The organism is Corynebacterium sp. HMSC14B06, from assembly GCF_001807075.1.
In the GTDB taxonomy this organism is placed as follows: domain Bacteria; phylum Actinomycetota; class Actinomycetes; order Mycobacteriales; family Mycobacteriaceae; genus Corynebacterium; species Corynebacterium jeikeium_D.
In genome coordinates this window covers 1-20,039 of sequence record NZ_KV787362.1, presented here as the reverse complement: position 1 = coordinate 20,039, position 20,039 = coordinate 1, and the positions used below count along the sequence as shown (strand labels likewise).

Annotated in this window: 19 protein-coding genes; 15 read left to right on the top strand and 4 right to left on the bottom strand. The window is 59.5% G+C overall.

The annotated features are described in order from the left end of the window. Nucleotides 1-12 precede the first annotated feature (12 nt). The 3 genes from HMPREF3130_RS03055 (at nucleotide 13) to HMPREF3130_RS03045 (ending at nucleotide 4,307) form a co-directional block, all read left to right on the top strand. Nucleotides 13-1,860 (top strand): penicillin-binding transpeptidase domain-containing protein, encoded by a 1,848-nt coding sequence (locus HMPREF3130_RS03055; RefSeq protein WP_049189667.1) that lies wholly within the window; start codon nucleotides 13-15, stop codon nucleotides 1,858-1,860. Between the two features lie 68 nt (nucleotides 1,861-1,928). Beyond that, on the top strand, nucleotides 1,929-2,840 hold the full coding sequence (gene map / locus HMPREF3130_RS03050; RefSeq protein WP_049189666.1) for a type I methionyl aminopeptidase: 912 nt from the start codon (nucleotides 1,929-1,931) through the stop codon (nucleotides 2,838-2,840). A 3-nt stretch (nucleotides 2,841-2,843) separates the two neighbouring features. Further along, nucleotides 2,844-4,307 carry a cobyric acid synthase gene (locus tag HMPREF3130_RS03045; RefSeq protein WP_069358763.1) on the top strand — a complete coding sequence of 488 codons (1,464 nt, stop codon included), beginning with the start codon at nucleotides 2,844-2,846 and terminating at the stop codon, nucleotides 4,305-4,307. On the opposite strand, the gene mtr is transcribed toward HMPREF3130_RS03045, so the two are convergent. Then, nucleotides 4,304-5,743: a mycothione reductase gene (gene mtr / locus HMPREF3130_RS03040; RefSeq protein WP_070429299.1), complete on the bottom strand. Its 1,440-nt coding sequence runs from the start codon at nucleotides 5,741-5,743 to the stop codon at nucleotides 4,304-4,306. The two genes, HMPREF3130_RS03045 and mtr, sit on opposite strands and share 4 nt — an antisense overlap. Before the next feature lie 67 nt (nucleotides 5,744-5,810). After that, the gene (locus HMPREF3130_RS03035; protein ID WP_016422572.1) at nucleotides 5,811-6,851 is read right to left on the bottom strand and encodes an alpha/beta hydrolase; all 1,041 of its coding nucleotides are present in this window, start codon (nucleotides 6,849-6,851) and stop codon (nucleotides 5,811-5,813) included. Between the two features lie 163 nt (nucleotides 6,852-7,014). On the opposite strand from HMPREF3130_RS03035, the gene mqo reads away from it, so the two are divergent. The 7 genes from mqo (at nucleotide 7,015) to HMPREF3130_RS03000 (ending at nucleotide 13,893) form a co-directional block, all read left to right on the top strand. Continuing rightward, nucleotides 7,015-8,511, top strand: a complete 1,497-nt coding sequence (gene mqo / locus HMPREF3130_RS03030) for a malate dehydrogenase (quinone) (RefSeq protein ID WP_049170803.1) — start codon at nucleotides 7,015-7,017, stop codon at nucleotides 8,509-8,511. Nucleotides 8,512-8,604: 93 nt separating this feature from the next. Further along, the gene (locus HMPREF3130_RS11410) at nucleotides 8,605-9,762 is read left to right on the top strand and encodes a magnesium chelatase ATPase subunit I (RefSeq protein ID WP_070429298.1); all 1,158 of its coding nucleotides are present in this window, start codon (nucleotides 8,605-8,607) and stop codon (nucleotides 9,760-9,762) included. Between the two features lie 106 nt (nucleotides 9,763-9,868). Continuing rightward, nucleotides 9,869-10,546 carry a vWA domain-containing protein gene (locus HMPREF3130_RS11405; RefSeq protein WP_016422575.1) on the top strand — a complete coding sequence of 226 codons (678 nt, stop codon included), beginning with the start codon at nucleotides 9,869-9,871 and terminating at the stop codon, nucleotides 10,544-10,546. Then, the gene (cobO, locus tag HMPREF3130_RS03015) at nucleotides 10,527-11,147 is read left to right on the top strand and encodes a cob(I)yrinic acid a,c-diamide adenosyltransferase (protein ID WP_042389270.1); all 621 of its coding nucleotides are present in this window, start codon (nucleotides 10,527-10,529) and stop codon (nucleotides 11,145-11,147) included. Before HMPREF3130_RS11405 ends, cobO begins: the two co-directional genes overlap by 20 nt. Then, nucleotides 11,141-12,517: a cobyrinic acid a,c-diamide synthase CobB gene (locus HMPREF3130_RS03010; protein ID WP_049170806.1), complete on the top strand. Its 1,377-nt coding sequence runs from the start codon at nucleotides 11,141-11,143 to the stop codon at nucleotides 12,515-12,517. Before cobO ends, HMPREF3130_RS03010 begins: the two co-directional genes overlap by 7 nt. Before the next feature lie 10 nt (nucleotides 12,518-12,527). Beyond that, entirely contained in the window at nucleotides 12,528-13,619 is a 1,092-nt protein-coding gene (gene cobA / locus HMPREF3130_RS03005; protein ID WP_049170808.1) for a uroporphyrinogen-III C-methyltransferase, read from the top strand. Further along, nucleotides 13,612-13,893 (top strand): hypothetical protein, encoded by a 282-nt coding sequence (locus HMPREF3130_RS03000; RefSeq protein ID WP_016422579.1) that lies wholly within the window; start codon nucleotides 13,612-13,614, stop codon nucleotides 13,891-13,893. The genes cobA and HMPREF3130_RS03000 overlap by 8 nt, the downstream gene beginning before the upstream one ends. Here HMPREF3130_RS03000 and HMPREF3130_RS02995 read toward each other — a convergent pair. Then, nucleotides 13,890-14,627, bottom strand: coding sequence for a YaaA family protein (locus HMPREF3130_RS02995; RefSeq protein WP_042389272.1), 738 nt, complete (start codon nucleotides 14,625-14,627; stop codon nucleotides 13,890-13,892). The genes HMPREF3130_RS03000 and HMPREF3130_RS02995 overlap by 4 nt on opposite strands. Before the next feature lie 60 nt (nucleotides 14,628-14,687). On the opposite strand from HMPREF3130_RS02995, the gene HMPREF3130_RS02990 reads away from it, so the two are divergent. Next, complete coding sequence (locus tag HMPREF3130_RS02990; RefSeq protein ID WP_070429297.1) at nucleotides 14,688-16,460, top strand: proline--tRNA ligase; 1,773 nt, start codon at nucleotides 14,688-14,690, stop codon at nucleotides 16,458-16,460. A 12-nt stretch (nucleotides 16,461-16,472) separates the two neighbouring features. Here HMPREF3130_RS02990 and HMPREF3130_RS02985 read toward each other — a convergent pair whose 3' ends face one another. After that, nucleotides 16,473-17,438, bottom strand: a complete 966-nt coding sequence (locus HMPREF3130_RS02985) for a DUF4439 domain-containing protein (RefSeq protein WP_049189652.1) — start codon at nucleotides 17,436-17,438, stop codon at nucleotides 16,473-16,475. A gap of 101 nt (nucleotides 17,439-17,539) precedes the next feature. Here HMPREF3130_RS02985 and rimP point away from each other — a divergent pair, with 101 nt between their 5' ends. The 4 genes from rimP to HMPREF3130_RS02965 form a co-directional block, all read left to right on the top strand. Then, nucleotides 17,540-18,112 (top strand): ribosome maturation factor RimP, encoded by a 573-nt coding sequence (gene rimP / locus HMPREF3130_RS02980; RefSeq protein WP_070429296.1) that lies wholly within the window; start codon nucleotides 17,540-17,542, stop codon nucleotides 18,110-18,112. After that, nucleotides 18,109-19,095 (top strand): transcription termination factor NusA, encoded by a 987-nt coding sequence (gene nusA / locus HMPREF3130_RS02975; RefSeq protein ID WP_016422584.1) that lies wholly within the window; start codon nucleotides 18,109-18,111, stop codon nucleotides 19,093-19,095. Before rimP ends, nusA begins: the two co-directional genes overlap by 4 nt. 171 nt (nucleotides 19,096-19,266) lie before the next feature. Continuing rightward, the gene (locus tag HMPREF3130_RS02970; protein ID WP_016422585.1) at nucleotides 19,267-19,659 is read left to right on the top strand and encodes a YlxR family protein; all 393 of its coding nucleotides are present in this window, start codon (nucleotides 19,267-19,269) and stop codon (nucleotides 19,657-19,659) included. 129 nt (nucleotides 19,660-19,788) lie between these two features. Further along, nucleotides 19,789-20,039, top strand: a 251-nt coding sequence (locus HMPREF3130_RS02965) for a translation initiation factor IF-2 N-terminal domain-containing protein (RefSeq protein WP_141737772.1), incomplete at its 3' end; no start/stop codon positions are given.

The window sequence follows — 20,039 nt, the reverse complement described above, 5'->3', positions numbered from 1 at the left end:
ACGTCAGCCCACATGGAACAAACTTCGCGCCGCAAGCCCCTGCTTCGCAGTATCTCGGCTGTGGCAATCACGGGTCTGGTGTTGTCATCCGCCGCGTGTACGCCGCGGCCTGACACCGGGCGCGAGGTGCTTGAGGAATTCCTTGGGGCGCTGGCGGGAGGGGATGTCGCTAAGGCGGCGGCGCTGACCGATCATCCGGATTCCGCTGAGGGGGATCTGAATGCGGCCACCGACGGCCTTCAGCCGGAGGGGCTTGACTATGAAATCGAGGGTATCGATACCAGCTCGAATCAGTCCTCGGCCGAAGTCACCATGAATTGGCAGCTGCCGCATCAGCGACGCTGGGGATATGACACCACTTTCACGCTGACCAAGACTGAGGCTGGGCAACGGGATTGGGCGTTGCGCTGGTCGCCAGCATCCCTGCATCCACAGCTGGGGCGTAATCAGCACCCAGAATTGCGCACTATCGCAGCTCCACGTCCGTCTGTGGTTGGTTCGGACGGTGCGGCCTTGCTTGAGCCGGGGACTGTGCACCGGGTAATTCTCAATCGTGATGGGGCGGAGAATGTGCAGTCGTCGATTAACCGGGCGGCGACGGTCATCAATAATGAAATGCCGGAAGATGGTCCGAAGCTTGACGCGCGCGCTATAGGGGAGCAGGCAGCTGGTGGGAAGGGTAACTTTTCACTGATTGTGCTGCCGGCATCCACGCCGCAGCGAGTCAAGGATGAGCTCGCGGACATTGACGGAATTTCTGTTAACGATGAAGCAGCGATGGTGCGACCCGACCCGGGGTTTGCGCCTGATTTGATGAGCCGTGTGGAAAGGCTAGTGGACACTGGTGATCACGGTGCCGATGGCTGGAATATCGTGGCGGCCAACGAGGGCGGAGCAGTCGTCGGCACGCTCTATGAGGTGTCTCCGGATGTAGCCCCGGCGGTGCAGGCATCGATTAGTAAAAAGGTGCAGGACGCAGCGCAAAAGGCCGTCGATACGCGGCAAGATGCTAAGGCAATGCTGGTGGCTGTGCAGCCGTCTACGGGCAAGATTCTGGCGGTAGCACAGACAGCGGAAGCAGATAAGGACGGCGACCTTGCGCTGATGGGACAGTTCCCGCCGGGATCGACGTACAAGATTGTTACTGCCGCCGCAGGTGTGCAGCACGAGGGGCTAAATGCGGGATCGACTGTGCCGTGCCCAGGTTCGATGGAGATCGGGCCGCGTATTGTCACCAACTACAACGGAAGTGGTGTCGGGAATACCTCGCTGAGCGATGCGTTCGCGCGGTCTTGTAACACCACGTTTGGCAACATCTCTCACAAGTTGGAGCCAGGGCAGTTCAAGGAGGAGTCCAAGAACTTCGGCATCGGCATCAACTATCACATCGCGGGCCTCGACACTATTACCGGCAGCGTGTCTGATGGCAGTGATGAAGTCGAGCGTATCGATGCGGGCTATGGACAGGGCAATGACTTGGCCAGCCCGTTTGGCATGGCACTGGTTTCCGCGACGGTGGCGGCCGGGCGCACTCCGACGCCGTCACTCGTGCCAAGCGCGGGAACGTGGCAGTCGCAGACATCGAAGCCACTTCCACCTGAGGTTTTGAATGAGATTCGCTCACTCATGCGGGCGGTGGTGACCTCCGGTACCGGTTCGGCCATTGCCGGACGCGGTGAGGTCTACGCCAAGACCGGTGAGGCCGAGTATGGAGGCGGCTCGCACGCTTGGTTCACTGGCTATCGAGATGACTTGGCCTTCGCCACGCTCATCGTCGGTGGTGGTGGATCCGAACATGCGGTGGCGATTACCGATGCCTTCTTCGCCAATATGGATGAAGGTTCAGGAGACGAGGGCTAGAGCATTTCTGGCTTCGAAACCGGCACAGGCCGAAAGGCTAATCCGGGGGTAGGGGTAGAGTATGTTCCATGACTCAGCGTTCTCCACTTACTCAGCAAAAGTCCACGCCAATTCGCACTGTTCCGGCACATATTGAACGGCCGGAGTACGCCTGGAAGGACGAGGTTCAGGAAGGCGTCGGCGAGCCGCTGGTACAGACTCCGGAAGATATTGAAAATATGCGAGAGGTCTCTCGCATTGCTGCCAACGCGTTGGTGGAGGCCGGCAAGGCCGTAACTCCGGGCGTGACCACGGATGAGATTGACCGGGTGGTGCACGAGTACCTGTTGGATCACGACACCTACCCGTCCACGCTGGGGTACCGCGGTTTCGAGAAGTCGTGCTGTGTGTCTCTCAATGAGATTGTCTGCCACGGTATTCCGGACACTCAGGTTATTGAAGACGGCGATATCGTCAATGTCGACGTCACCGGATACAAGAACGGCGTCCACGGTGACACCAACGCGACTTTCCTCGCGGGCAATGTCTCGGAGGAGCACCTCCAGCTAGTGGAGCGCACTTACAACGCCACCATGCGCGGCATTAAGGTCATCAAGCCGGGCCGTGAGATTAATGTCATCGGCCGCGTAATCGAGTCTTACGCTAAGCGTTTTGGATACAACACCGTTCGGGACTTCACCGGTCACGGTGTCGGTACCACGTTCCACAATGGTTTAATCGTTCTCCACTACGATGAGCCGAGCCAGGACACCATTTTCGAGCCGGGCATGACCTTGACTGTTGAGCCGATGATTAACCTTGGTGAGCTGCCGTACCACATCTGGGATAATGGCTGGACTGTGCAGAATGATGACTTCAAGTTCACCGCCCAGTTCGAGCACACGGTGCTGGTGACCTCCGACGGCTATGAAATCCTCACTCTGCCGGATGAGCAGAACGTGCCAGGTCAGTTCCAAACTGGTTGGAAGCCCGAGGCCTAACCCGTGCAGGCCCCTGCAGCTCTGATTGCCGGCTGCACCTCAGATGCCGGTAAGTCGGTTCTGGTCGCCGGCATGTGTCGGCTGCTCGCGCGCCGCGGCGTGAAGGTCGCACCCTTCAAAGCACAGAACATGTCCAACAACTGCGCTGTCACGCTTGACGGCGGCGAGATTGGGCGCGCGCAGGCTCTGCAGGCGCTCGCCTGTGGGCTGGAGCCGGATGTCTCCTTTAACCCGGTGCTTCTCAAGCCGGGCTCGGACCACACTAGTCAGGTGGTGGTGAAGGGCAAAGCCGATGGGCATGTGAGCGCTCTGACGTACCGGTCGCGTCGAAAAGCGTTGCGCGGGGTAGTCGCGGAGACATTGGAAGAGCTGCGGGGGCAGTTCGATGTCGTCTTGTGCGAAGGCGCTGGTAGTCCTGCCGAGGTCAATCTGCGAGAGTCAGACATCGCCAACATGGGCTTGGCAGAGCTCGCTGATTTGCCGGTTGTGGTCGCCGGCGACATCGACCGCGGTGGGGTGCTTGCACATTTCGTCGGCACGCATGCAATTTTGAGCCCCGAAGACCGCGCGCGGATTACCGGTTTTATCGTCAACAAGTTCCGGGGCGATGTTTCGCTGTTGACACCGGGATTGGACGTGGTGCGCGAGCACACCGGCGTGCCCGTACTCGGCGTAGTGTCTTTTATTCCGGGGCTGTGGATCGATGCGGAGGATTCGCTCGGCACAGTCGCTGGTGCGTCGGTAGGGCCGGCGAACGCACCGCTGGGTACGGAAACGTTGTCCGTGGCCGCCATTCGCTTGCCGCGCGTGTCCAACGCCACCGATATCGAAGCGCTTGCCTGTGAACCAGGGGTACACGTGCAGTGGACGGTCGATCCGTCGGTCGTTGCTCGCGCCGACCTGGTCGTGTTGCCCGGGACGAAGTCGACGGTCGCCGATCTCAAGTGGTTGCGCGAGCGTGGGCTTGACGACGTACTGGAGAACCGAGCCGCCCGAGGGCTGCCGCTGATTGGCATCTGCGGTGGGTTCCAAATGCTCTGCACCACCATCACTGACTCGGTGGAGTCGGTAGCCGGGACAGTGAACGGGCTTGGCGTGTTCGATACCGACATTGAATTCGCGGGGACGAAGACGCTGGTGAGCCACCCGGATGGCTCTTACGAAGTCCACAATGGACAGGTTGTGCGAAGCAGCGAGGCGCCTTTTATCACTGAGCCTGAAGAAGGGGCGCGGCGTGGCATGGTGATGGGCACGCACCGCCACGGCTACCTGGAAAATGATCAGGCGCGCCGTGAGTTGCTGATGGAAGTTGCAGTTGCCGTCGGTCGGGACGGCTTTGAGGTCAGTCCTAATACTTCGTTTGCCGGAGAACGGCTGCTGCAGGTCGACCTGTTGGCCAATGCAGTCGAGAAGTACCTGGCTGGGCCCGCATTGGCCCAGGCCACAGGTATTGAACAGCTGGGCTAGTTATCGAACTCCAGGCCCAGGATTGCGTTTTCAATCAGCTCTGGCAGTGCTGGGTGGATCCAGTGCTGGCCCTTGACAACTTCGCGCACATCCATTTCGAAGCTCATCATCTGGATGCACTGCTGCACTAGGGTGGCAGCCTGCTCGCCGATGAAATGCGCACCCAGCAGGCGGCCGGTGGAGCGGTCCGCAATCAGTTTAGCGAAGCCGTCGCGATCCTCCAGCGCCCAGCCGTAGGCGACATCGCCGTAGTTCTGTACCTTCACGGTAATCTCCGTGCCATTTTCCGCAGCCCAGGCGCGAGCTTCATCCTCGGTCATACCGACCTGACCAATCTGCGGATGTGAGAAGACTGCCGACGGAATGTAGCGGTGGTCAAATTCGCGCAGGTCCGACGGGTTCAGCACGTTGTGGAAGACAACCTTGGCCTCATGGTTGGCAATATGCTTCAGCTGGTACGGGCTAGAGACATCGCCCAGCGCCCACACACCTTCGGCAGAGGTGCGGCCGTTCTGGTCAACCTTGATGCGACCATCGTCGTGCATCTCCACACCACCGGCTGCAAGGTCCATACGGTCACCGTTGGGAATGCGTCCGGTTGCCACGAGCAGGGCATCGGCTGCGATCTCCGTGCCGTCGTCAAGCGTGGCCGTGACGATCTCGCCCTCCTGGGAGAGTTCAGTGATGGAGGTGTTCATGCGGATGTCAATGTCGCGGGCGGCAACCTCGTGGAAGCGCTCGGAGATAGCGGCGTCTGAGCCACGCAGCATGACATCGGAGCGCACCAGCATGTGCACCTTCGTACCGAAGGAGGCGAAGACGTGCGCGAACTCGCTAGCGATGTAGCCGCCGCCGACGACGATCATTTCGCGCGGGAGCTTGTCGACGCGCATGATGTTCTCGTTGGTGTAGTAATCGACCCCGGAGTCTGCGATGAGGCCCGGAACGTGAGGGCGGGAGCCTGCAGCGATGATGATGTTGTCGGCTGTGATGTCGACGGTTTCCTCGCCGATGCCAGTGCGAATAGTGCGGCGGCCGACGAACGTTGCGTGCCGGTCGTAGACATCGATATTGGGAGTCTCGTCCCCGCGGCGGTATGCCTCGCCGCCGTCGGCAATCTGGTCGACGCGCTGGGCAAAAACGCGATCCTGGATTTGCTTGAGATCAACGGAGTCGAAGGTGCCGTGCACACCCAGGCGGCTGGCCTCGCGGATGTTGCGGGCGGCATCAGCGGCCAGAACGAACATCTTGGTGGGAATACACCCAACGTTGAGGCAAGTACCGCCGAAGCGTCCTTCCTCCACCAGAGCGATACGGACATTGTCGTAGGCTGGGGCTGGAATGGAATTGCCGGACCCGGTTCCGATAATGATGACGTCGTAGTGGCGTGGGGTAGTCTCAGGCGAATTCTCAGTGGTCACAAGCACTCCTAGCATTCTGGTCAAACTAGTTTGGTTCAACCGTACTGAATGCTGATTTATTCCGAGTTCCTATTCTGTGCTCCTATTTTGAGCTGTCTCCTGGATTGACTGTGGCAAGGAACTGAAAGGTCTCATTAAAAGCGCGGTCAAGTGCTTCGGGTGCGGAAAGGTAGACGTCATGGAGAGCACCCGGAATCGCGACGTTGCGAGCCTGCGGTCCCAAGTGGGCAGTGGCATCGGCAATTTGCTCAGTGTTGAGGACAGAGTCAACGCGGCTGTGCTCCGGTGTGTAGTCGGAGCCGAGAAGGTAGTTGTCCGAGTGGAGGACGAGCGTCGGCACGCCGGTATCGATACCGCGGCTGACACGTTGCTGGCCGACGATGATGGCATTGAGCCAACGCCAGTTCTTGTCATGGCCAGCCAGCGGCTTGAAAGTGCGGTTGTACTCCCAACGCCCCTGGTGGTCGGCGCTAATGGATTTTCCATAGCCGCCCGCAGACTGCACTGGAATAAGACTGTTGGGGCGAATCCGCGACATAACACGAGTCACCAGCGAGTACACGGGAGCCTTTGCCCGGGAAACGTGCAGAGCCAGCCACGGTGAGTTCAAGACGGCAGCCGTGACGGAAATATTGGGTGCTTGCGGGCAATGGCCGCCTGTGCTTCGTAACCAATCGAGCCAGAGCACGGCAATGAGACCACCAGTGGAGTGCGCATTAACAGTGACAGTTGTATGACCGGCGTGGTCTAACACTGCGAGTGCCCTGTTGAGATCCTCGAAGTAATTCGTCAGATCGCTGCAGCCATGCCAAGTCTGCCCAGGTTGGTGCGCGCGCCCGCACTTACGCAGGTCAATAGCGTAAAAGGCGTAGCCTTCGGCGTGGTACCGTTCCGCTACGTGCTTCTGGAAGAAATAGTCCGACATCCCGTGAATCCATAGAACCGCCGGACGTTTTTGGAAGTCGCTTGCCGACGAGTCGGGGCAGTAGCGGACCAATACCGCGTGTACGGATCCCTCACCGTCGGGGTCCTGGCCGAGTTCGATGACATGTTGGCTGTAGTCTTCGCCTAGGTTATCGGGGTTAAAGGTGGGGGTAACGAAATCGGGAATATCGGTAGTCACAGGGTCAAGCCTAGCGCCGATTACCGGGGGTAGTGGGAATGTGTGCCACAATAGATTATGGACTGAGACGGTAGCTCTCTTTTGCGTCTTTAGTTGTGTGCGCGCATGTGAGCGAGCGCTAGTTTGAATCACTAATCAAGTTAGTAAGGATGTTGACAGCAAAATGGCTGATAACAAGCTTCCTGCTTCCAGTGGCGACGAGGTAGACGTCGTCCTCATTGGTGCAGGTGTAATGAGTGCGACGCTGGGTGTGCTGCTCAAGGAGCTCGAGCCATCCTGGTCACAGGTTCTGTTCGAGCGTCTCGATCAGCCCGCCAAGGAGTCTTCCTCCCCGTGGAACAACGCTGGTACCGGCCACTCTGCTCTGTGCGAGCTGAACTACACGCCGGAGAAGAACGGCAAGGTCGATGTCACCAAGGCTAAGCTCATTAATGAGCAGTTCCAGGTTTCCCGCCAGCTGTGGACCTCGCTGATTGAAAACGGCACCCTGACTGACCCGAAGGAATTCATCAACCCAGTTGATCACACCACCTTCGCTCAGGGGCCGGAGCAGATGGCGTTCATGCGTCGTCGCTATGAGGCACTTGAGAAGGAGCCGCTGTTCCACGGTCAGGAGCTCATTGAAGATCCGGACCGTTTCGCTGAGTACCTTCCGCTGATGTCCGAGGGCCGTGACTTCTCCAAGCCGGTCTCCGCTATTCGTAACCCGAATGGTACGGACGTTAACTTCGGTGCACTGACCAAGCAGTACCTGGCCGCACTGTCCGATATGGGTACTGAGATTCGCTACGGACACGAGGTCACCGGTCTGAAGCGCGACGGTTCCAAGTGGATCGTCACCGTGAAGAACCTGCACACCAAGGACGTTCGCACCCTGGTTGCCAACTTCGTATTCGTCGGTGCCGGCGGTGACGCACTGCCGCTGCTGCAGAAGGCTCGTATTAACGAGATTCGTGGTTTCGGTGGCTTCCCGGTCTCCGGCCAGTGGCTGCGCTGCACCAACGAGGAAGTCATTGCTAAGCATGACGCCAAGGTCTACGGTAAGGCTTCCGTCGGCACGCCGCCGATGTCCGTTCCGCACCTGGACACCCGTGTTATCGACGGCAAGCGCGGCCTGCTCTTTGGCCCGTACGCCGGTTGGAACATGAAGTTCCTCAAGAACGGTAACAACCTGGACCTGATTAAGTCTCTGCGTCCGGCCAACCTGCCGTCCATGATGGGTGTTGGTGTCCAGGAGATGGGGCTGACCAAGTACCTGATTACTGAGGTTCTGAAGGACTTCGACGCACGTATTGAGTCCCTGCGTGAGTACGTCCCGAACGCTCGCCCAGAGGACTGGGAGCTGATCGTCGCTGGTCAGCGCGTCCAGGTCATTAAGCCGATGAAGGCTCCGGTCTTCGGTACCCTCGAGTTCGGTACCGCGGTCATCAACTCGTGGGACGGCACCATTGCCGGCCTGATGGGTGCATCCCCGGGCGCTTCCATCGCTCCGGCTGTGATGATTAGCCTGATTGAGCGCTGCTTCGGCCGTCACATGGGCAAGTGGGCTCCGAAGCTGAAGGAGCTCGTCCCGTCCTACGGTACGCACCTGGCTGATGACCCGGCTCTGTTCAAGGAGGTCTGGGAGGCTTCCCAGAAGACCCTGAAGCTGGAGCGCTAGTAACTCGCTGAAGAGCTTCAAAGAGTTCAATTAAGCCAACATTGTTCTACCCCGCTGTGAGCCATCCGTTCGCAGTGGGGTAGAACTGTGCTTATGGAAAAAATCACGTCAGCGACCACTGCACAAACAGAGCCCACTTTTCCTTTTACTGCGATCGTCGGGCAGCAGCGACTACAGCTTGCGTTGATTCTGACCGCGCTATCCCCGGAGATTGGTGGTGTCGTCATCCGCGGTGAGAAGGGCACAGCCAAGACCACTACGGTCCGCGCGTTGGCGCCATTTCTCAGCGGATCGTTGGTAAACCTGCCACTCGGCGCTACGGAAGATCGAGTCGTAGGCTCCATCGATGTGGAGACCGTCCTGACTACCGGACACGCACAGTTCAATCCGGGACTACTCAGCGCGGCTGACGGTGGCATTCTCTATGTCGACGAGATTAACCTGCTGCCGGATCATCTCGTTGACTCCGTGCTCGATGCCGCAGCCACCGGTCGCGTGGTTGTTGAACGCGATGGTATCTCGCACTCCGCAACCTCCAGGTTCGTGTTGGTCGGCACGATGAACCCGGAAGAGGGCGAATTGCGTCCCCAGCTTCTCGACCGCTTTGGGCTCGCCATCGACGTCACCGCATCCAAGGATCCGGCTGTCCGCGCGGAAATCGTCGCCCGCCGCCTCGACTTTGACGCCGACCCGGAGAGCTTTGTCACGCGGTTCGCCGCCGACGACGATGCGCTACACGCTCGCATCGATCGCGCGCGCGCACTGCTTGACGACGTCGAATTGACCCCCAACATTCTTGGTCAAATTGCCACAGTGTGCGCTGCTTTTGATGTGGACGGGATGCGTGCCGACATCGTCATTGCACGTACCGCCCGCGCTCACGCTGCCTGGCGAGTAGCCGGGGACGAGTCGGCGCAGCCGGCACCCGGCAATCCAATTGAGATCACTGCGGAAGACATTAAGGTAGCTGCGGAAATGGCACTGCCGCACCGTCGTCGCCGTGACCCCTTTGATGAACCAGGACTGGACCAGGAACAGCTCGACGATGCTCTGCAGGATGCAGAGGAGCAGTTCCGAGATGACCAGAATCAGCCAGAGTCGGATTCGGAGACCTCAGACCAGCCCGAAGTCAAACCTGAGAAGCCCTCCCAGTTCGACTCCAACTCCGAGCCTCAGGAGCCGCAACAGTCGAATTCCGCGGGATCGAAGGGAGGTCGCGCCGCTGAAGGCGCCCCCTTTCGCCGTTCGTAAAATCAGCGTTGACGGTGTCGGCCAAGGGGATTCCGGCCGGCGTTCCAAGGCCATTGGCCCGCGGGGCAGCACCATTGGTGCCGAGCGGGGAGGCCATGGTCTCCACGTGCCGGCGACAGTGTTGGCGGCGGCCAATCGTGGCGCCCGGATGGGCGACTCGATGATCCCTCTGGAACCAGAGGACGTTCACGGCGCTATCCGACAGGGAACTGAGTCCAATCTGGTCGTCTTTGTCGTGGACACCTCGGGTTCCATGGCAGCACGCGACCGTCTGGCAGCCGTCACCGGCGCGGTCACATCGCTGCTGCGTGATGCCTACCAAAGCCGCGATAAAGTCGCTGTCATTACTTTCCGCGGAAATAACGCCGAATTAGTTTTACCGCCGACGAAGTCTATCGACACCGCAGTACGTCGCCTCGCAGATGTCCGCACTGGTGGCCGAACTCCATTGGCCGAAGGATTGCTGAAGGCACACGAAGTGGTAGTTCGGGAAGCCCATAGGGAGCCCACACGGCGCGCAATCATGGTCTTGCTCTCCGACGGCCGAGCAACGGGTAAAAATGGCCTGCAGCAGGCGAGGGCTGTGGCCGCAAAGATCCGTCGTCAAGCGTTGGCGGCGACGGTGGTTATCGACTGTGAGCGCTCTCGCGTGCGGCTGGGGCTGGCACAGGAACTCAGCGTGGAATTGGGTGCGACCTGCATAAATCTCTCCGAACTCAATGCCGAAGCCGTGGCGGGCGTGGTCCATGCCTATCATCGAGACCATGGCACAAGGAAAGCTTGACCCCAAATCAATTCCCAACGATGGACTGACCACCAGGCAGCGTCGCATGATTCCGATTACTGCGGTGCATACGGGCCCAGGTAAGGGCAAGTCCACCGCGGCATTCGGTATGGCGATGCGCGCGTGGAATCAGGGGATGAATATCGGTGTCTTCCAGTTTGTAAAGTCGGCAAAGTGGAAGGTTGGCGAGGAAGCTGTCATGCGCCGGTTGGGCGAGCTTCACGACGACACGGGGGAAGGCGGCCCGGTCGAATGGCACAAGATGGGAGAAGGTTGGTCTTGGTCGCGTAAGCAGGGCACTGAGGAGGACCATGCGGCAGCTGCTGCCGAGGGATGGCAGGAGATTAAACGCCGCCTGGAAAATGAGGTGCACGACTTCTACGTGCTCGACGAGTTCACCTACCCAATCAAGTGGGGTTGGATTGATGTCGACGATGTGGTGGAGACATTGAGGAACCGTCCCGGCCGCCAGCATGTGGTGATGACTGGCCGCGATGCGGATCCGAAGCTCGTGGAGGTCGCGGATCTGGTGACGGAGATGACCAAGATTAAGCACCCGATGGATGTCGGACGTAAGGGACAAAAGGGCATCGAGTGGTAGCGCCTGGAATTGTCATCGCGGCGACAGCATCAGGCACGGGAAAGACGACAATCTCCACGGGCCTGATGCGTGCACTGTCGCGCCGTCACGCGGTGGCACCTTTCAAAGTCGGACCCGACTATATTGATCCTGGCTATCACGGGGTAGCCGCTGGTCGTCCCGGCCGCAATCTGGATTCCTTTATGTGCGCGCCTGAGATGATTGGGCCGCTCTACGCACATGGAGCTGCCGACAGCGATATTGCGGTGGTCGAAGGGGTTATGGGGCTTTTCGACGGCCGCATTGGTGACGACCCGCTATCGGTGGAGGGCTCGACGGCTGAGATTGCCTCACTGTTGGGACTTCCGGTGGTGTTGGTGATTGATGCCCGGCATATGTCGCAGTCGGCGGCGGCTGTTGTCCACGGTTTCTCCACGCTTCGCACTGACGTCCGTGTCAGTGGCGTGATTATTAATCAGGTGGGCAGCCCGCGGCATGCGGACATCATTACCCGTTCTGTGGAGACCATGGGGGTCGAGGTGCTCGGCGCTATTCCGCGAGTGACTGATATTGAGGTGCCCAGCAGGCATTTGGGGCTGGTCACTGCAGTCGAGCAGGGTGAGCAGCTAGAAGCGGTCATTGAATCGATGGCCAACTTGGTGGAGACCTACATCGACATAGACCGGATTATCCAGCTTGCCCGGCAGCCCTATCCAGCTGAACCATGGAACCCCGCACAGTTCGTTGTACCGCTGGCTACTCAGCGCCGCGTGCGTGTAGCGGTCGCGGCGGGTCCTGCGTTCTCGTTTACCTATGCAGAGCACCGTGAGCTATTGCAGGCCGCTGGAGCCGAGGTCGTGGATTTCGACCCATTGGTTGACGAACTGCCGGAAGCCGAAGGCTACATCGTGCCCGGTGGATTCCCAGAAGAGCATGCCGACGCGCTATCTATTCGTGATGACATTCGCCGCGATCTACGTCAGGCTGCCGACGATGGTGCGCTGATCCACGGCGAATGCGCGGGGCTGCTCTGGCTGCTTGAAGATCTCGGTGGGCGCCGTATGTGTGGCATCATCCCGGGGCGAGCGCACATGGCACGGTTGAAGCTGGGGTACCGGGAGGCTGTGGCGCTGACTGATTCTGTGCTGTGCCCGGTAGGAACGCGCGTGCGCGGTCACGAGTTCCACAAGACAGCCCTAACCGATGACACCGCAAGTGTCGCTGCTGCGGCCGGGTGGCAACCAGCCTGGGGTTGGCGTGGATATCAAGGCGAAACAGTTCGCGACGGCTTCGTTTCCGAGTCTGGGCGGATTCATGCCGGTTACCTGCATGTTCATCCGGCGGGTGCGCCGGGGAACGTCAGTCGCTTTGTCGCTTCGTGCGCCGGGTAAAGTGTTAGCTATGAGTTTGCTTCTCAAAGACTACGGTGTGTTGGTGATTGGCGGTTCCACGGCTGCAGAGCGCGTGATTCCTCGGCTGTTGGACTCTGGCGCTGATGTCACTGTGTGTGAAGGTGGGGAAGTAACAACTGCGATTGAGGCCTGGGCTGCAGACGGCCGTATTACTTTGACCCGCACCGGTTTTACCGAGGCGATGAGCTGGGGCAAGGCTCTCATGGTCTGCTGTGACGAGGCGTTGTTGCGTGAGGTGACTCTAGAGGGACACCGCCGAGGTATTCTCGTCGACGATGAAACCGGGGCTTCCAGCCCGCTTACTCCTGTGGCGCTGACCGGCCGTCGCGCGTCGCGCGCTGGGGACCTCGCTGGTCAGGTCGCACTCGTAGGCGGTGGCCCGGGCGACCCCGGTCTGATTACCGTTGAGGGGCGTCGCTTGCTCCGGCTTGCCGACGTTGTCGTTGCAGACCACCTCGGTCCACTGTCGCTGCTCGGTGACTTGGAGCCGGATGTCGAGATTATTGATGCCGGCAAGCTTCCTTACGGCCGCGCCATGGCTCAGGAGCGCATCAATGAACTGCTAGTTCATCGTGCCCGTGAGGGCTACTTTGTGGTCCGGCTCAAGGGTGGCGATCCGTACATCTTCGGCCGCGGTTTTGAAGAGCTTCAGGAGCTGCAGAAGGCTGGGGTACCGGTTCGCGTTGTGCCGGGTATTACTTCAGCACTGGCGGTACCGGGGACGATTGGCATCCCAGTTACTATGCGTGGCGTCAACCATGAATTCACTGTTGTGTCCGGTCACGTCCCACCGGGGCACAGGAAATCGCTGGTCAATTGGGATGCGCTGGGCCGGATGCACGGCACTATTGCCATCATTATGGGAGTTAAGAACGGGCCAAAGATTGCCGAGGCTCTGATGAAGGCCGGCCGCAGCCCGAAGACTCCGGCTGCGGTCATCCAGGACGGCACGCTGCCGAATCAGAGGTCGCTACGCTGCACACTCGGCGAGCTTGGCGAGAAAATGGTCGAAGAGGCAATCAAGCCGCCCGCGGTTATCGTCATCGGTGAAGTCGCCGGTCTGGATGAGGGCGATGAGTAAGAACAACAAGTTGAGCAACAACAAGTCGAGGAAGCGTGAGCCAGAGCAGCAAAAGGCAGGGCTTGTTACCCGACTGCTTGCCGACGATCAGCTGCGTAGCGCCATCTGGATGGGCGCTGCGACCTTCCTGGTGTTCTACCTCGGAACCATGATCATCTTCCGACTCCTTCTCCTCGGCGGAGAAGGATCGCGATACGACAGCATTTTCATCGCTATTATCGCTCTGATTGCCGCCATTGTGGCAGGCCGAAAGCGCTACAACGACGACATTTAGTTTTCCGGGACGCGGAAGATGAGGGTGTCGTCGTCAAGCGAGACGTCGTATCCTGCGGCGCGTGCGATGTCGACGGCCTCTGTGGGGGAGGTCGGTGTCGTGTCGGAAAGGGCGATGGCGCGGGCAAATAGGCCCTTGTAGTGCTTGTTGAAGTGGCTGACGATTTTGCCCTCGGCGGTGAGCACGGTCATCGTTGTCGCGCTCTTGACTTTGCCCAAATTGGCGTAGGTGCCGGAACGAAGGTCGATGAGGAAGTCGACATCATTGAGAGCCTCGGTGATGGCGGTACCCCAACGGCGCTTCATTGTGGGAGCCGCGTCGGCAGGCTGATCCGCGAAGGGGAGCTTGACCGTACCAGAGAGACGGTAGTGGGGGATGAGGTCGTCCCCGCCAATGACACCGAAGAGCGCTGACCCGATGGCGAGTCGAGCACGGCCGGTTTCCGGCAAATCGCTGGGGGAGAGTGCGTCGTAGAGCACCCCGGTATAACGCTCGAGAGCCGGCATGGTCGGCGACTCTAGGAGCGCGGCATTAGCTGTGACTTCGTCAGCAAGCCGTGGCCCCAGCTTCAGTGTTTCCATCGCGGCTTCCCTGTTCGCACTTAGCGCCACGAGATCGGCTGCAATGCGCTCGCGGATGGGGTTGAGGGAGCCGAAGCTCAGCGAGGAAAAGTCTACTGCGGGATGGCTGCCACCAGTGGCTTTGGTTTCAGAGGGGGGTAGGACTACGAGCATGGGCACCATAGTAATGCCCCGCATGTTGCGAAGAATGATCGACGGGTAAAATCAGCATTCATGATTACGCGAATGTCCCAGCTGTTCCTGCGCACACTGCGCGAGGATCCAGCTGACGCCGAGGTCCCTAGCCACAAGCTGCTCGTCCGTGCCGGCTACATCCGGCGAACTGCCCCTGGTGTGTACTCCTGGCTGCCACTGGGCTTGAAGGTTCTGCGCAACGTAGAGAAGGTTGTGCGCGAGGAGATGGAAGGCATTGGCGCACAGGAGCTGGCATTCCCTGCACTGCTCCCGCGTGAACCGTACGAGGCGACGAATCGGTGGACCGAATACGGCCCCGAGCTGTTCCGTCTGAAGGATCGCAAGGGCGCGGACTACCTGCTGGGGCCGACGCACGAAGAGGTGTTCGCGCTGGCTGTCAAGGATCTTTTCAGCTCCTACAAGGATTTCCCGACGACGCTGTTTCAGATTCAGACCAAGTACCGCGACGAGGCTCGCCCGCGCGCTGGTATTCTGCGTGGCCGCGAGTTCGTGATGAAGGACTCTTATTCCTTCGACATGGACGACGAGGGGCTGGAGAATTCTTATCAGCAGCACCGCGGTGCCTACCAGCGAATTTTTGACCGGCTGGGCATTAAGTACGAAATCTGCCACGCCACCTCCGGCGCTATGGGCGGTTCGGCCTCCGAGGAGTTCCTGGCTGTTAGCGAAAGTGGCGAAGACTCCTTCGTAGTCTCCACCGACGGTGAGTACGCCGCCAATGTGGAAGCCGTGAAGATTCCGGCAGTTGAACCGCAGCCGATTGAGGGACAACCGGAGGCGAAGGTTTACGAGTCTCCGAACTGCACCACAATCGCAGCACTTGTTGATTGGGCCAATGGTGCGGACCTCGGACGCGAGGTCACTGCTGCCGATACTTTGAAGTGCGTTCTCGTCGCCGTCGACCCGAAGAAGGTCGATAAGGAGGGCAACGCCCTGCCGGAACAGCTCACCGCAATCCTGGTTCCCGGTGACCGTGAGGTCGATGAAAAGCGTCTTGAAGTCGCATTTGAACCGGGTGAGGCGCGCTTGCTGGAGGACAAGGACTTCGCAGCCAATGACTTCCTGATCAAGGGCTACGTCGGCCCGCAGGGGCTCGCCGATCGCGGTGTGAAGGTCCTAGCTGACCCCCGCGTGGCGGAGGGCACAAATTGGATTACAGGAGCCAACGAGGAAGGCAAGCACATCGTCGATGTGGTCGCTGGTCGCGACTTCCAGATTGATGGTATTTGCGATGTCGCAGAGGTGCGTGACGGCGACCCGGCTCCGGAGGGGCATGGCACGCTAAAGATCGAGCGCGGAATCGAGATCGGTCACATTTTCCAGTTGGGCCGCAAGTACACCAACGCCTTTGAAATCGACATCCTCGATGTCAACGGTAAGCGTGCTCGTCCGACGATGGGGTCCTACGGCATTGGCGTGTCCCGCCTGGTCGCTGTCCTCGCGGAACAGCAGTTGGATGAAAAGGGCCTCAAGTGGCCAGTTGCCGCGGCACCGTACAAGGTTCACATCGCTGTGGCCGGCAAGAACGCCGAAGCAGCTGAGGCCGCTGAACAGCTGGCGGAAGACCTCAGCCAGCAGGGCATTGAGGTGCTTTTCGACGACCGTCCGAAGGTCAGCCCCGGTGTGAAGTTCAAGGACGCCGAGCTGCTGGGTATGCCGTTTGTGGTCATCTTTGGCCGTGGCTACGCGGACGGCAAGGTGGAGCTGCGTAACCGCCTGACCAACGAGACCGACGAGGTCGCCGCTGACGGCATTGCAGCTCACGTCGCGGAGCTGGTTCGCAAGGCTTAAGGCGGCAAAGGCTTAAAGCCCCGGCAACGGCTCCAAGTTGTTGCCACCTAGCGCTGCCGCTCCGGCGGCAGCCACGCCAGCTGCCTGCAGCGCGAACATACGCATCCGAGGGTTATTAGCAGCGAGCAATACGTCTTCCCACGCCTGGGCACAATAGCGCTCCAATGCAATCATGTAATCGACGGGTGCCGTATCTGGCGAAGGAGCGCCTTCCGGCATATAGCCAGGTGCGCTCTCCGGCACCTCAACGTCGGAATCCTCCAAAATTAGTCGGGCACGATCGCGCAAAATTCGGTGGCGCTCGCCACGGGCCAAAAGTGCAGTAGTGGTATCGCCTCCGACACGTGGTGCGGCTACGCCGACACCGTAAATCATCATGTATTCGGCTTGCAGTGCCTTAGTCATCTGTTCTTCGGCACCCGAGATTTCATCCCTGTCACTGGGAATCAATGGGACAAGCTCCTCCCACTCAGCGCCCGCAACACGCAGAGCGAGGACGATACCGCCATCGACAGCCGTGGCGAGGCGCGCAGTGTGCTCCTCCCGCAATGCAGTGCGTGAATCCAGGGCATTCGTCAGTACGGGATTGTTTCGCGAGTCCGTGAGCAGTAGCTTCGCGTCGGAACCGGTAACCAGGGATCCTGGGACTGCTACGTCCGAGCCACATTCATCGACAGGTTTACCGTCCTTGTGGGTGCCGCAGGCGCGTGTGATTTCCTTATCCAGTTCGGTAACCTGCGCGGAGCGCACCGCTGCGAGGTCAGGATTGGCGTCGCTAAGCGACTGTGCATCGCGCGCCGCCAGCGCATGGAGAACCTCAATGGCGTAATCGGGGCGCGGTGCCACCAGATGCGAGCACGCGGAAAGCGCAGGAAGTGATCCCACGGCGAGGGCAGCAGCGAGGAAGCCACGGCGCGAGAGAGTACGAGTGCGATGCGATGCGGAAGCAAAACTGGGGGAGGGAGGTTCAACAATCACCTCACTATGGTGCCACGGCGGGCGGCACTTTGTGTCAATGCGGTATGTGGAAAGCGCCCAGGTGCGCAATTCCTAGTACTTGACCTGTAGACTCTACGACTATGGCGATACCCGCACCCGAGAAAATTAAACAGTTTGTGAGCCCGGCGCTCGCACAAATCGGCCTGGATGTGGAAGATGTCAAGGTCGTTCGCGCCGGCGCAAAGTCACAGGTCATTGTGTTAGTTGACGCAGATGAGCGTCCTGACCTCGATGTTCTGGAACAGGCCACGTATGAAGTATCTTCGGCTCTGGATGCCGCGGAGGCACGTGGTGAAGCGGACTTCGGCGCTCAGGGCTACACCTTGGAAGTTTCCACTCCTGGTATTGACGCACCGCTGACCCAGCCTCGGCACTGGCGTCGTAACCGTGGTCGTATTGCGGAGATTTCGCTTGCCGACGGTTCCGCGATTGCAGCCCGCATTGGTGCGCTGTCGCCGGATGAAGAATCCATCATTCTCGTTACCTCTAAGGGGCCAAAGGGACGTTTGAAGGCTGTTGGCCAGCGTGTCCAATTAACCAATGTGGCCCGTGCAGTGGTACAAGTTGAATTCTCTAATCCGCCCGCAGCCGAGAAGGATTTTGCGGGACTAGACTATGACGATGCCTTGACCAGGCTGGAGGATAACAAGTGAAGATTGAACTAGCTGCCCTGCGAACCTTGGAAAAGGAAAAGGGTATTCCTGTCGACGAAATGCTGGGACTGGTCGCCCGAGCATTGCGTGAAAGCTACCGTAACACCACCGCACCGGCACAGTATGCGCGCGTCGAAATCGACCGTGAGACCGGTGACGTCATAGTCTTTGCCCAGGAGCGAGACGACGAGGGCAATCTCATCTCCGAATGGGACGACACTCCGGAGGACTTCGAGCGTACCGCTGCATTCGCTGTTCGTCAGACCATCCTTTCGCGTCTGCGGGATGCGGAGAGCGATAAGGTTCTCGACGAATACGCAGACCTGTCTAATCAGGTCATTTCCGGCGTGGTCCAGCGCGATGTCTATGCCAATGAAAAGGGCATTGTCGTCGTCCACATCGGTTCGGAGGCCAACGGCCGAGACGGTATTCTGATGCCGGCTGAGCAGCTGCCAGGTGAGGAACTCAAGCACGGTGACCGCATCAAGTGCTACGTCGTCGGTGTGAACAAGACACCGCGCGGTGTTGCGATTCACCTGTCACGCACGCATCCGGAGCTCATTCGTAAGCTCTTCGAACTTGAAGTTCCGGAAGTTGCCGATGGGGCAGTGGAATTGATTTCCATTGCGCGCGAGGCCGGTCACCGCACCAAGGTTGCTGTACGCCCCACGGTCAAGGGCCTCAACGCTAAGGGCGCCTGCATTGGGCCCCGCGGTCAGCGTGTGAACTCGATTATGAATGAGCTCAAGGGCGAGAAGATTGACATCATCGACTACGACGAGGATCCGGCGAAGTTCGTTGGTAACTCGCTGGCGCCCGCCAAGGTAGTTAGTGTCAAGATTCTGGACATGGACGAGCGCCGTGCACACGTTGTGGTGCCCGACTACCAGCTCTCTCTTGCTATCGGCAAGGAGGGACAGAATGCCCGTCTGGCGGCTCGTCTGACCGGCTGGCGAATCGATATCCACTCCGACGCGGAGTAGACACAACGTCAGCGTCCCAGCGGTTGCGAAAGTGGCGGGAAAGTGCCTAGGGGGTTGGCACTTTTCCGCCTTTTCGGGTTATGCTGGGAGGTGGCCAAACGACAAGGCGTGATTTTCCTATGCGAATTTTCGCGCTGAATTTCTTAGCAGGAAGGTGGGTGCGTCAGGAGTATGACGACTTCGCGGGTGCTAAACCCGAATTCGACAACTCATACGCCTGCACCCACACGTACCTGTATTGCAACTAAGCAGCGCCACAATTGCTCGGAGCTGCTACGCATTGTCGCCACCACCCGTTCAGATGGCTCAGTAGCCGTCGTTGCTGATCCGCATCGTCGGATGCAGGGGCGAGGTGCCTGGATCACCCCAACACTAAAGGCTTGGGAGATCGCCGACAAGCGCCGTGCATTTGGCCGCGCACTGAAGGTATCTACGCAGGTAGATGCGTTTCCGGTTAAACAGTTTATCGCCACGCACTACGAAGCGGCGGAGGGTTTCGCCCCCGCTGACGATGTGCGTGTCGCTAAGCAGGGAGGCAGGAAAAATGACAACAGAAAGACCTGAACACTGATGAGCACACGATGAAGCATCAGCGATGAACGGCAACAGATAAGAGGGAGCCCTGCAGGCGCTCTCGGTGCGCGGACAAATCCGCCATCGGGCGCTGCTCGGCCCCCACTAGTGAGGAGAGCAGTGTCCGGAAAGCTACGTGTCCATGAGCTCGCTAAGCAGCTCGGGGTCACCAGCAAAGAACTACTCGCCGAGCTGAAGGCTCAGGGCGAGTTTGTTAAGACCGCTTCTTCGACGGTGGAACCACCCGTCGTCAGGAAGATGAAGAAGGTCTACGAAGAGAAGAATGCTGGCGCAGGTGCTGACGCGTCTGCCCAGGCCCCAACTACCAAGGCTGCTGCTAAGTCGGGTGCCAAGCCAGCTGCAAAACCAGG

Bases quoted from the DNA above. Each gene is read 5' to 3' on its own strand.
- mtr (WP_070429299.1), bottom strand. From the start codon at position 5,743: ATGCTAGGAGTGCTTGTGACCACTGAGAATTCGCCTGAGACTACCCCA.
- HMPREF3130_RS02990 (WP_070429297.1), top strand. From the start codon at position 14,688: ATGATTACGCGAATGTCCCAGCTGTTCCTGCGCACACTGCGCGAGGAT.
- rimP (WP_070429296.1), top strand. From the start codon at position 17,540: ATGGCGATACCCGCACCCGAGAAAATTAAACAGTTTGTGAGCCCGGCG.
- cobO (WP_042389270.1), top strand. From the start codon at position 10,527: ATGGCACAAGGAAAGCTTGACCCCAAATCAATTCCCAACGATGGACTG.
- HMPREF3130_RS03055 (WP_049189667.1), top strand. From the start codon at position 13: ATGGAACAAACTTCGCGCCGCAAGCCCCTGCTTCGCAGTATCTCGGCT.
- HMPREF3130_RS03000 (WP_016422579.1), top strand. From the start codon at position 13,612: ATGAGTAAGAACAACAAGTTGAGCAACAACAAGTCGAGGAAGCGTGAG.
- HMPREF3130_RS11410 (WP_070429298.1), top strand. From the start codon at position 8,605: ATGGAAAAAATCACGTCAGCGACCACTGCACAAACAGAGCCCACTTTT.
- map (WP_049189666.1), top strand. From the start codon at position 1,929: ATGACTCAGCGTTCTCCACTTACTCAGCAAAAGTCCACGCCAATTCGC.
- HMPREF3130_RS02970 (WP_016422585.1), top strand. From the start codon at position 19,267: ATGACGACTTCGCGGGTGCTAAACCCGAATTCGACAACTCATACGCCT.
- mqo (WP_049170803.1), top strand. From the start codon at position 7,015: ATGGCTGATAACAAGCTTCCTGCTTCCAGTGGCGACGAGGTAGACGTC.
- HMPREF3130_RS02995 (WP_042389272.1), bottom strand. From the start codon at position 14,627: ATGCTCGTAGTCCTACCCCCCTCTGAAACCAAAGCCACTGGTGGCAGC.
- cobA (WP_049170808.1), top strand. From the start codon at position 12,528: ATGAGTTTGCTTCTCAAAGACTACGGTGTGTTGGTGATTGGCGGTTCC.